Here is an 11,455-nt window from a genome sequence, read left to right on the forward strand (position 1 = left end):
TCCTTTTTCACGACCCCTGCGGCACCTCGGAAAGGTCGAGCCAGAGGCGAATCAACGCGGCCTCGGGCGTCTCCGCGCCGCCGTTCTCGCAGCCTGCGCGCCACAGCGGCGCCCCGGCCGCGTAGGTGCCGGGGATCAGCCCCCCTGCTTCGCAACGGCTGACGGCGCGGATGCGGCAGCCACGCGCGATGGCCGCGGCAAGCGCCGCCTCAAGCTTCGGGTCCGACATGATCGTGCCTGCGCCGAAGACCCGCAGAACGGCACCGTCCAGTTCGGCCAGCATCGCGGCCACGGCGCCCGCCGGAATGCCCGGCGACAGCGTCAGGATCGCCAACCTGCGATCCTTGAAACGGCGCGGCCGGAATGGCCCCGCATCCCCGGGCTGCGGGACCGAGCGAAAGGCGTCAGCGTCTTGAGAGTGGTGCTTCACCAGCCCCGCCGCGGGCAGCAAGCGCCCCGCGAAGGCAAGCCAGACACCCACCTGCCCGCCCAGAGCCGCATCGAGCGCCAGCGCCAGGTTTCCTTCCGCATCTCCGCCGGTGTTCAAGGGGTGCATCGCGCCGCAAAGGACGACCGGAATACCGACCCCCGCGAGCGCCTGCGCCAGCGCCGCGCCGGTGAAGCTCATCGTGTCGGTGCCGTGTGTCACGATGACCCCGTCACCATCGAATCCCGCCACATCGTCGATGATGCGGTTCCAGTGCGCAGGTCCGACCTCGGCGCTGTCCACCAGCGGATCGAAGGCGCGCAATTCGATCTCGCTGCCCGCCCGCTTGATTCGCTCCAAGGCCGTTTCGACGACCCCGGCGGCCGGCACAAGCCCGTCAGGGCCCGGCACCATGCCGATCGTGCCGCCGGTGTGGAGAACCAGAATCTTCGCCATGCTGCCTGTCCCGACTGTTTCCGCCCAAGGCTTTAGCACAGGGCCACGCGCCGGGACATTGCAACAGCCGCAAAAACGAAAAGGGCGGCCCGCGAAGGGGCCGCCCGCTCTCGCGATCTCAGGTTTCTCAGTCGCGAAGAAGCTCGTTGATTCCGGTCTTCGAGCGGGTCTGGGCGTCCACCTTCTTCACGATCACCGCGCAGTAAAGGTTGATGCCGCCCTTGGAGGGCATGGAGCCCGCGACCACCACCGAATAGGGCGGAACCTCACCGTACATCACGTCGCCGGTCTCGCGGTCCACGATCTTGGTGGACTTGCCGATGAAGACCCCCATGCCGAGGACGGAACCCTCGCGCACGATGCAGCCCTCGACGACCTCCGAGCGCGCGCCGATGAAGCAGTTGTCCTCGATGATCGTCGGGCCGGCCTGCATCGGTTCCAGCACGCCGCCGATGCCGACGCCACCGGACAGGTGGACGTTCTTGCCGATCTGGGCGCAGGACCCGACGGTCGCCCAGGTGTCGACCATCGTGCCGCTATCGACGTAGGCGCCGAGGTTAACGAACGAGGGCATCAGCACCACGCCCGGCGCGATATAGGCCGACTTGCGCACGACGCAGTTGGGCACGGCGCGGAAGCCAGCGGTGCGCCACTGGTTTTCACCCCAGTCCTTCCACTTGCTATCGACCTTGTCCCACCAGGACCCGCCCTGCGCGGACCCACCCTGAAGCTCCATGTCCTTGAGGCGGAAGCCGAGCAGAACGGCCTTTTTCGCCCACTGGTTCACATGCCACTGGCCATCGGCCTGACGCTCGGCCACGCGCAGCTTGCCGCCGTCGAGCGCGTTGAGCGTGTCCTCGATCGCTTCGCGGGTTTCGCCGGTGGTCGCGGGCGTGATGGTGTCGCGCGCGTCCCACGCGGCTTCGATGGCGGCTTCTAGCTGGGCATTCGACATGGGCGGGCTCCCCCTCTGGCACTCCGGTTGACTTGCGTATGGTCCATAAGACGCATCGCGGACAGGCGCAATGCGACTAGGTTTCAAGCGGATCCGGCGCGGTGTTGGCCCCGCAGATCAGAACCGCGACCCGTTCGCCCGCTTCGGGCCGGTAGGCGCCCGACAGAAGCGCCGCCAACGCCGCGGCGCCTGCGGGCTCAACGAGCTGCCTGAGGTCGCGCCAGAGGCGCCGCCGCGCCTCCAGAATCGCGGCATCCGGCACGAGGACCGAGGTCACGCCATGGCGCAGCGCAAGCCCGTGGCCAAGCCGCCCGATCCGGCGCGCGCCCAGCGCATTCGCCGCGACCCCGCCGACCTCCACCTCTGCCTCCGGACCGTCTTGCATCGCGCGGTGCAGCGTCGGCGCAAGCTCGGGCTCGACCGCGACAACCTTGCGGCGCCCCTGCAGCCAGCCCAGCGCGCCGCCGATCAGGCCGCCGCCCCCGACCGCGATCAGCACCGTTTCGGCCAAAAGGCCCTGCGCCTCCCATTCCCGCAGGACGGTGCCCTGACCGGCCAGCGTCGCGGGCGCGTCATAGGCGTGGATCTGCATGGCGCCTGTCCGCGCCTCGTAGTCGCGCGCAGCATCGAGCGCGTTCTGATAGGCCCCGGACACGACGGTCAGGTCCGCCCCGGTCTCGCGGATCAGCGCGATCTTCGAGGGGCCCGCGATCTCGGGGACGAAGATATGGGCCGGATGGCCGAGGCGGCGCGCGGCATAGGCCACGGCTGCGCCGTGATTGCCGCCGGAGGCCGCGACCACCCCTGCGGGCGGCACGGGCTGCGACAGAAGCGTGTTGAAGGCCCCCCGGGCCTTGAAGCTGCCGGTATGCTGCATCTGCTCCAGCTTCAGTTCGACCGGTCGGCCAAGCCCGAAATCAACCGTCACAACCGGCGTGCGCAGGACGTGATCCGCGATCCGGCCCGCGGCCGCGTCGATTTCCTGACGCCAATCCATGCCGCGCACTCCCTTTCTGGTCAGCCGGGTGTGAAAGCTATAGGGCTGGGGGAAGGACTGCACAAGGAACCAGCCGATGACCGAAGAACTGCGCAGCCATCCCTTCCGCCACAGTCACCAGGACGTGGAGGCCGCCGACCGCATTCCCGATACGCCCCAGACGCGCGCGCCAGCCTATCGGCTTGCCTTCACCGACAACGACTTCATGTGCCGGGAGGAACTGCGGCCCGTGCGCCTCCAGCTTGAGCTTCTCAAGCCGCAGATGATCATGGACGAACGCGGGATCCAGTCCACCATCGTTCTGATGGGCTCCGCGCGCATCCCCGCCAAGGGCGCAGAGACGGGCCGGGCCGCCGACGCGCTTGCCGACTGGTACGAGGAGGCGCGCAAGCTGGCACGCCTGATCACCGAGAAAAGCATGGAAAGCTACGGGCGCGAAAACGTCATCGTCACCGGCGGCGGACCGGGGATCATGGAGGCTGGCAACCGCGGCGCGCACGAGGCCGGGGGCCATTCCATCGGGCTCAACATCGTGCTGCCGCACGAGCAGGCGCCCAATATCTACGTCACGCCCGACCTGTGCTTCAACTTCCACTACTTCGCCGTGCGCAAGATGCATTTCCTGATGCGCGCACGGGCGATCTGCATCTTCCCCGGAGGCTTCGGCACACTTGACGAGATGTTCGAGACGCTGACGCTGATTCAAACCCGCCGGATGAAGCGGGTGCCCTTCCTGCTGTTCGGCAAGGCCTTTTGGGAAAAGATCATCAACTGGGACGCGCTGGCAGAGGCCGGCACGATCTCGGCCGAGGATCTGGAACTGTTCCGTTATGTCGAGACGGCGGAAGAGGCGATGGAGATCATCGGGCACTGGCCGAACGGCTTTCCGGACTGATCCTCAAGCCAGCGTCTCGCGCAGCCAGCCAGGGGCGAGGTCGATCCGCGACACCCCGGCAAAGGCCGCCATCCGCCCAAGCTCGGCCTCCAGCCGGGCGCGGCGGTCGACGCCCATCGCGACCCCGGCCTCCGGCCAGAAGGCGCGCACCGCCAGCGTGTCGCCCTGACGGTCGGCCTTCATGTCGATGCGCCCGATGATGCTATCGCCTTCCAGAACCGGGAAGACGTAGTAGCCGTACTTTCGCTTTGCTTCGGGCACGAAGACCTCGATCCGGTAGCTGAAGCCGAAAAGCCGCTCCGCCCGGTTGCGGTCGCGCAGCGCGGGGTCGAAGGGGCTGAGGATGCGGATGCGCGCCGGCGGCTCGGGCAGGTCACGGGCTGCCGCAACCCGGGGGCGGGCGAAGGACCGGCGGACCCGGCCATCGGCGCCCTCGACGCCAAGCTCCGCAATCTCGCCCCGGGCCAGAGCGGCGTCGCACCAGTCCTTCGCCTCGCCCGGCGTCACCTTTGCGAAGAAGGCGGCGATCTCGCCCGAGGTGGCAAAGCCCAGCCGGTCCAGCGCCGCGTTGCAGGCCCAGTCCAGCGTCGCCTCGGGTTCGGGAAGCTCGCACAGGTGGTCGGCGGGGATCACCCGCTCCGTCAGGTCGTAGATCTTGCGGAACGCCTCGCGCCGAACGACCGAGAGCTTGCCCACGCGCCACAGGTATTCCAGCGCGATCTTCGAGGGATTCCAGTCCCACCAGCCGCCTGAACTGCGCGCCTCCGCCTCCCCCACCTCGGAGGTCGAGACGGGCCCGCGGCCCGCGACCTGGGAAAGCACCTCGTCGAACTTCGCATCGAAACCCTCGCCATGCCACTTCGCCCAGCGCTCGCGCAGCCGCGCCTCGTCCCGCGCGAACCGCAGCCGCCAATGGGGGAAAAAGGCCGCAGGAATGATAGACGCGTCATGGGTCCAATGTTCGAAGAGCTTGCGATCGCGATCGTGCAGGCGGGACAGGTATTCCGGCCGGTAGCTCTGCCGCCGGGCAAAGAGGATCATGTGATGGGCGCGCTCGACCGTGTTGATGCTGTCGAGCTGGACGAAGCCAAGGCGCTCGATCAGCGCGAGCAGCGCATCGCCCTTCGCGGGGCCCGATGGGCGCTCCGCCAAAGCGTGGCGGTCCAGGAAGAGCCGCCGCGCCGCGCGGTTGGGAAGGATCGGAAGGGTGCCAGACATGGCGCAAGGGTGATCTGCCCGGCGATGCGGGTCAACTGCCGAAAACACCCGCCCGGATATGGCCTGGGAACGGCGCGTGGAAGCGGCGGGCCAGCCGGGCGTGGCTGTATCCGAGGTCGGCGCCCTTGCACAATCTCTGGCCGGTCGCCGCCTCGGCCAGCGCGACGCCTTCACCCGCCTCGATCATGACATAGCCCTTGGCCCGCAGGCGGCGATTGAGATCACCCCAACCCGAGGCATAGGCGAAGTCATCAGCGAGCAGCGCGCGCAGCCGCGCAATGAGCCGCTCATCCGGCAGACCGGCGGTCTTCGCGCGACGGCGCCGGGAAAGGTCGCGATGGACGCAGCCGCGGACCAGATCGGAAACCGTGGTTCCTTCGGCGCGGGCAATTGCGTCGAGCGCGGACCAGGCGGCGGGGGCAAGGGCGATGGTGCGTTCCATGCCCAAGCCTTGCCGCAGGATCGTTAATTATCCCTCAAGACGGGGCACCTGACCCCCCGCCTCTGCCTCGATCTGGGCGCGGGTCTTGCGGGCGCGCTCGGTCGCGGATTTCAGCTGCCCGCAGGCGGCCATGATGTCTTCGCCCCTGGGCGTGCGGATCGGAGAGGCATAGCCCGCCTTGTAGACGATGTCCGCGAAGGTCTCGATCCGCTCCCAGTCTGAGCGTTCGTAGGGGCTGCCGGGCCATTCGTTGAACGGGATCAGGTTGATCTTGGCCGGGATGCCTCGGATCAGCTTCACAAGGCGCTTGGCGTCCTCGTCGCTGTCGTTCACGCCCTTCAGCATCACATATTCGAAGGTGATGCGCTCGGAATTCGACAGGCGTGGGTATTCGCGCAGCGCGCCTAGCAGCGTCTCGATGTTCCAGCGCTTGTTGATGGGCACCAGCTTGTCGCGGATCTCGTCGGTGGTGGCGTGGAAACTGACGGCGAGCAGGCAGCCGATCTCCTCGGCGCAGCGGGCGATTTCCGGAACGACACCGGACGTCGACAGCGTGATCCGGCGGCGCGACAGCGTCAGCCCCTCGCCGTCCATCACGATCTTCATCGCGTCGCGCACGTTCTCAAAATTGTAAAGCGGCTCGCCCATGCCCATCAGCACGACGTTGGAGACCAGCCGCGTCTCGTTCTTGGGATCGCCCGGTTTCGGCCATTCGCCCAGGTCGTCGCGCGCGACCAGGACCTGGCCCACGATTTCCCCGGCAGTCAGGTTGCGGACCAGCTTCTGCGTGCCCGTGTGGCAGAACGAACAGGTCAGCGTGCAGCCGACCTGGCTTGAGATGCAGAGCGTCCCGCGATTTTCCTCGGGGATATAGACGGTTTCAACCTCATGCCCGCCCGCGATGCGTAACAGGTATTTCCGCGTCCCGTCGGCAGAGATCTGGCGGGTCACGACCTCCGGCAGCGCGATCTCGAACTTCTCGGCCAGAAGGGCGCGGTAGTCCTTGGCAAGGTTGGTCATGCCGGCAAAGTCGCGCACGCCCCAGTGGTAGATCCATTGCCAGATCTGCCCCACCCGCATCTTCGCCTGCTTTTCCGGGGTTCCAGCCGCGATCAGCGCGTCGCGCAACTGGTCGCGCGTCAGACCGACAAGGTTGACACGACCGCCCTCGGGCAGCTTGCGGGGAAGGGTCACGACATCCTGCGTGACGGGGGCGGTGGCTTCGTTCATGGCGGTCCCGGGGGTTTCGAGGTCCGCCCTTATATGGGATTCGCGGGCAAAACGGAACAGTGCCCGTTTCGGCCCGCCATTCAGCCCCCCGTCATGTAGGGCATCAATACCACTTCGCTGTCCGGGCCGATCTCGGTGAACCAGGCCTCGCGGTAGATCTTGCCATCAAGCGCGAGCGACACCCCGCGCTTGATCTGCGGTTCCAGCCCGGGGTAGCGGGCGGCGAGTTCGTCCAGAAGCTCCTTGAACGTCCGCGCCGCCACTTCCACCTCTGCCTGCCCGTCGGCCGCCGATCGCAGCGTGCCCCAAAGCAGGACCTTCACCATGGCTCAGCCCTTCGCTTCGATCGCCTTGAGGAGCTTGGGCGGCGACATCGGCAGTTCCGTCATCCGCACGCCCACCGCCCGCGATACCGCGTTCGAGATGGCCGCGAGCGGCGGCACGATCCCGGTTTCACCGACACCGCGCACGCCGTAGGGGTGCCCGGGGTTCGGGATCTCCAGGATCACCGTGTCGATCATCGGCAGGTCCGAGGCGACCGGGATGCGGTAGTCGAGGAAGCCGGGGTTCTGAAGCTTGCCGTCGGCGCCGTAGATATATTCCTCGTTCAGCGCCCAGCCGATGCCCTGCACCGCGCCGCCCTGCATCTGACCCTCGACGTAGGAAGGATGCACGGCCTTGCCCGCGTCCTGGAAGACCGTGTAGCGCAGCACCTTGGTCGCACCGGTTTCCGGGTCGACCTCGATATCGCAAAGGTGCACGCCGAAGCTGACGCCCGCGCCATCGGCGTTGACCTCGTGGTGTCCGCAGATCGGGCCGCCGGTTTCCGCCGACACGGCCGCGATCTCGGCGAGCGTCATCGGCGGGAACTTCCCGGCATTGGGGCCGGCGGGCACGGCGGCACCATCGACCCATTCCACCGCGTCCTCGTCGATGCCCCAGATCTTCGCGGCCCGGGAACACATCTTCTGGACGGCGTCGCGCGCGGCCTTGATCGTGGCAAGCCCCACCGCGAAGGTCACGCGGCTGCCATCGGTCACGTCGTTGTAGCCGAGCGAGGACGTATCCGCGACGATGGTGCGGATCTTGTCATAGGGAATGCCCAGTTCCTCGGCCGCCATCAGGCTGATCGAGGCGCGCGAGCCGCCGATGTCCGGGTTGCCCTCGGTCACGCCCACGGTGCCGTCGGTATTGACCGAGAGGCTGACGCAGGTATTGCCGCCGAAGTTGAACCAGAAACCGCAGGACAGGCCCCGCCCCTGGTTCGGCCCAAGCGGTGCCGCGTAATGCGGGTGCGCCTTCGCGGCTTCCAGCGTCGCCTTCAGGCCGATCTGGTCGAAGGTCGGACCGTAGGACGATTTCGTGCCCTTGTCGGCAGCGTTCTTCAACCGCACCGCCAGGGGATCGAGGCCGAAGTGCTGGCAAAGCTCATCCACCACGCTTTCGACGGCGTAGATCGACAAGGGTGCCCCCGGTGCGCGATAGGCGCTTTCCTTCGGGCGGTTGGTCATCGCGTTCCAGCCAAGCGTCTGGACGGCCTCCAGGTCATAGGCCGCAAACGCCGCCTGGGCGCCGAAGTCGACCGTGCCGCAGTGGAAGGCGCCGCCGGAATAGCGCAGGCGCGCCTGCGCGGCGGTGATGCGGCCATCCTTGGTCATGCCGATCTTCACGTCCATCGAGGACGAGACGGTCGGCCCCGTCGCCCGGAAGACCTCATCACGGGTCAGGACGAGCTTCACCGGACGTCCGGCCTTTTTCGAGAGCGCCAGCGCGACGGGCTCCATGTAGACCATGGTCTTGCCGCCGAAGCCGCCGCCGATCTCGGAGGCGGTCACGCGCAGCTGGCTGGCCTCCATCCCCAGGATCGCGGCGCAGAGCGTTCGGTAGAAGAACTGGCCCTGGGTGCAGACCCAAAGATCGGCGCGTCCGTCCGAAGTCACCGAGGCCAGGCAGGCGTTCGGCTCGATATAGCCCTGATGGGTCGCAGCCGTCCTGAAGCTGCGTTCGATGATGTGGTCGGCCTTAGCGAAACCGGCGTCGAGGTCGCCGTGCCCGAACTCGCAGTGATGGGTCACGTTCTCCGACATGCCGGCGGGCACGTTCTCGAAGGCGCGGCCAGCTTGGACGACCGGCGCGCCGGGCTTCATCGCCTCATCGACATCGGTGACGTGGGGCAGGACCTCGTAATCGACCTTGATCAGGTTCAGCGCGGCCTTGGCGGCGGCGAGGCTGGTGGCGGCGACGGCGGCGACGGCGTGGCCGTCATAAAGCGCCTTTTCGCGCGCCATGCAGTGATCCTGCACGTCGAGGAGGAAGGCATCCTCCGGCACGCCGAAATCGGCGGCCGTCACGATGGCCTTGACGCCAGGCAGCGCCTCGGCGGCCGAGGTGTCGATCGCGACGATACGCGCATGGGCATGGGGGCTGCGCAGCACCTTGGCGTGCAGCATCCCCGGCGCGGTCGCGTCCGCCCCGTACATCGCGCGGCCAGTGACCTTGTCTACCCCGTCGGGGCGGTTGGGCCGGGTGCCGACCTGCTTGAACTCACGTTTCTGATAGGCGTCCAGAGCCATCTCAAGCCCCCCTCATCTCTGCCGCGGCCACCTGTACGGCCCGGATGATCTTGTCATAGCCCGTGCAGCGGCAAAGATTGCCGGCCAGCCAGTAGCGCAGTTCCTCGTCCGTGGGATCGGGGTTCTTTTCCAGAAGCGACTTGGCCGCAACCAGAATGCCGGGCGTGCAGACGCCGCATTGCAGGGCAGCGTGTTCGATGAAGGCGCGCTGCAGGGGATGAAGCGTCTCACCCTCCGCCATGCCCTCGATGGTGGAGATCTCGGCCCCCTCGGCCTCGGCCCCCAGCACGAGGCAGGAACAGACGAGCCGCCCGTTCACCGTCACCGAACAGGCGCCGCAGTCGCCCGTGCCGCAGCCCTCCTTGGAGCCGGTCAGGCCCAGGCGGTTGCGCAGCACGTCCAGAAGCGTCTCATCCGGGGTGCAGATGAACTCGGCAGGATCGCCATTGATGGTCGTGGAAACCTGGATCGTCTTCATGCTTTCGCTCCCGCGCGGTCATAGGCGATGCGGGCGGCGCGCTTGGCCATGACGCCCGCCGTCCTGGTACGGAACTCGATGGTTCCGCGCTTGTCATCGATGGGTTTGCAGATCGCCTCGCAGGCGGCGGCCATGCGGGCAAGCGTTTCGTCGTCGAGCCGGGTACCGGTGATCACCTTCCCGGCCTCTTCGGCCAGAAGGACGGTCGGGGCCACGGCGCCCAGCGCCACGCGGGCGCTTTCGACCGTGCCGTCCGCCGCCAGCACGAGGCTGACCCCGGCGGAGGCCACGGCGATGTCCATCTCGGTCCGCGGGATGAAGCGCAGATAGGCGTCGGCGGCGCGCGCGGGACGCGCGGGCAGGAAGATCGAGGTCACGATCTCTCCCTTGGACAGCGTCGTGCGGCCGGGCCCGGCGGGAATGTCGCGGATCGGCACGTCGCGGGTCCCGTTCGGGCCCTGAACGCGCGCAACCGCCGCCGCCGCGACGAGCGAGGGCACCGCATCGCCCGCAGGCGAGGCGTTGCAGAGGTTGCCCGCCATCGTGGCGCGGCCCTGCACCTGGGTGGAGCCGATCAGGTTGAACCCCTCGACCACGCCCGGCCACATGGCGCAGACGCCCGCATGTTCGCCCAGTTCGGCGCCCGAAACCGCGGCGCCGACGCGGAAGCCCCCGGCCTCGGGCGTGATGTCCCGCATTCCGGCAATGCGCTTGATATCGACGACGAGGTCGGGCTCGACCATGCCGGACTTCATCTGGACCAGAAGGTCCGTGCCACCGGCCAGAACGCGCGCCGTGCCGGAATGACCGGCAAGAAGCGCAACGGCCTCATCCGCCGTTTTCGCAGCCACATATTGCATAAGATCGCTCTCTTCCTGTTGGTCCCGGTTCCCCTCGCAAAGTGCGAGCGCCGCGCAGGCCGCTCCATGGCACCATGACAAGAGCCGGGAAGCTCTGCCTGGCCACGTTAGAGCGGGCTTCCAATCGCGTCAACGCGGTCTGAGCGCGTCATCGCGTAGCGGCGAAGGGCCTGACTTCGATCCCCTCGGAGAGCAGGTTTTCCCGCACCGACCGTGCGATCCGAACGGCCGTCGCCCCGTCCCCGTGCAGGCAGATCGTGTCGATGCGAGTGGGGATGTGCTTGCCGCTCTCGGTGATGATCGCGCCCGCCTTCACCATGGCGGCGATCCGTGGCCCGGCGACGTCCGGATCATGGATGACCGCGCCCGGCAGGCTGCGGTCAACCAGCGTCGCGTCGTCGTTATAGGCGCGGTCGGCAAAGATCTCCCCCGCCCAGTAGCAGCCCAGTTCGCGCACCGCCTCTTGCTGAGCGGTGGCGGCCAGCACCATGACGATGATGTCGGGGGCGATGTCCAGCGCCGCCTCGTAGCAGGCGCGGGCCATGGCGGGGTCCTCCGCCGCCATGTTGGCCATCGCGCCGTGAAGCTTCAGGTGCCGCACCTCGCCACCCGCGGCCTTTGCCATCGCCTGCGCGGCGCCAAGCTGGTAGCGCACGAGGTTGCGCAGCGTCTCCTTGGGCAGATGCATCCGCCGGCGTCCGAAACCCTGAAGATCGGCAAAGCCCGGATGCGCGCCGACCCCCACGCCCCGCTTCACCGCGATCCGCATGGTCGCGGCCATCACATCTGGGTCGCCCGCGTGAAAGCCGCAGGCGATATTGGCCGATGAGACGATGTCGAGAAGCGTCTCATCCTCCCCCATCTTCCAGGGGCCGAAGCTTTCGCCCATGTCGGCGTTCAGATCGACGGACCGTGTCATCGGGG

The 11,455-nt window shown here is 67.7% G+C and carries 12 protein-coding genes; 1 reads left to right on the forward strand and 11 read right to left on the reverse strand.

Going from position 1 to position 11,455, the window contains the following annotated elements; all coding sequences use genetic code 11:
* Positions 1-7 precede the first annotated feature (7 nt).
* The 3 genes from OE647_RS16225 to OE647_RS16235 form a co-directional block, all read right to left on the reverse strand.
* On the reverse strand, positions 8-883 hold the full coding sequence (locus OE647_RS16225) for an asparaginase (protein ID WP_263722804.1): 876 nt from the start codon (positions 881-883) through the stop codon (positions 8-10).
* Between the two features lie 127 nt (positions 884-1,010).
* Positions 1,011-1,838, reverse strand: a complete 828-nt coding sequence (dapD, locus tag OE647_RS16230) for a 2,3,4,5-tetrahydropyridine-2,6-dicarboxylate N-succinyltransferase (protein WP_263722805.1) — start codon at positions 1,836-1,838, stop codon at positions 1,011-1,013.
* 76 nt (positions 1,839-1,914) lie between these two features.
* Positions 1,915-2,835, reverse strand: coding sequence for a threonine/serine dehydratase (locus tag OE647_RS16235; protein WP_263722806.1), 921 nt, complete (start codon positions 2,833-2,835; stop codon positions 1,915-1,917).
* A 76-nt stretch (positions 2,836-2,911) separates the two neighbouring features.
* Here OE647_RS16235 and OE647_RS16240 point away from each other — a divergent pair, with 76 nt between their 5' ends.
* Complete coding sequence (locus tag OE647_RS16240) at positions 2,912-3,730, forward strand: LOG family protein (protein ID WP_263722807.1); 819 nt, start codon at positions 2,912-2,914, stop codon at positions 3,728-3,730.
* 3 nt (positions 3,731-3,733) lie between these two features.
* Here the strand turns inward: OE647_RS16240 and OE647_RS16245 are convergent, their stop codons facing one another.
* The 8 genes from OE647_RS16245 to OE647_RS16280 all read right to left on the reverse strand — a co-directional run bounded on the left by OE647_RS16245 (position 3,734) and on the right by OE647_RS16280 (position 11,450).
* Entirely contained in the window at positions 3,734-4,948 is a 1,215-nt protein-coding gene (locus tag OE647_RS16245; RefSeq protein ID WP_263722808.1) for a winged helix-turn-helix domain-containing protein, read from the reverse strand.
* Between the two features lie 31 nt (positions 4,949-4,979).
* Complete coding sequence (locus OE647_RS16250) at positions 4,980-5,390, reverse strand: ribbon-helix-helix domain-containing protein (protein ID WP_263722809.1); 411 nt, start codon at positions 5,388-5,390, stop codon at positions 4,980-4,982.
* Between the two features lie 27 nt (positions 5,391-5,417).
* Positions 5,418-6,620 carry a dual-specificity RNA methyltransferase RlmN gene (gene rlmN / locus OE647_RS16255; protein ID WP_263722810.1) on the reverse strand — a complete coding sequence of 401 codons (1,203 nt, stop codon included), beginning with the start codon at positions 6,618-6,620 and terminating at the stop codon, positions 5,418-5,420.
* Positions 6,621-6,700: 80 nt separating this feature from the next.
* On the reverse strand, positions 6,701-6,946 hold the full coding sequence (locus OE647_RS16260; protein WP_263722811.1) for a MoaD/ThiS family protein: 246 nt from the start codon (positions 6,944-6,946) through the stop codon (positions 6,701-6,703).
* A gap of 3 nt (positions 6,947-6,949) precedes the next feature.
* On the reverse strand, positions 6,950-9,193 hold the full coding sequence (locus OE647_RS16265) for a xanthine dehydrogenase family protein molybdopterin-binding subunit (protein ID WP_263722812.1): 2,244 nt from the start codon (positions 9,191-9,193) through the stop codon (positions 6,950-6,952).
* Between the two features lies 1 nt (position 9,194).
* Positions 9,195-9,671, reverse strand: coding sequence for a (2Fe-2S)-binding protein (locus OE647_RS16270; protein WP_263722813.1), 477 nt, complete (start codon positions 9,669-9,671; stop codon positions 9,195-9,197).
* Positions 9,668-10,531, reverse strand: coding sequence for an FAD binding domain-containing protein (locus OE647_RS16275; RefSeq protein WP_263722814.1), 864 nt, complete (start codon positions 10,529-10,531; stop codon positions 9,668-9,670). The genes OE647_RS16270 and OE647_RS16275 overlap by 4 nt, the downstream gene beginning before the upstream one ends.
* 148 nt (positions 10,532-10,679) lie before the next feature.
* Complete coding sequence (locus OE647_RS16280; RefSeq protein WP_263722815.1) at positions 10,680-11,450, reverse strand: LamB/YcsF family protein; 771 nt, start codon at positions 11,448-11,450, stop codon at positions 10,680-10,682.
* Positions 11,451-11,455: the final 5 nt, after the last annotated feature.

This window comes from Albidovulum sediminicola (assembly GCF_025751575.1).
Lineage (GTDB): Bacteria > Pseudomonadota > Alphaproteobacteria > Rhodobacterales > Rhodobacteraceae > Albidovulum > Albidovulum sediminicola.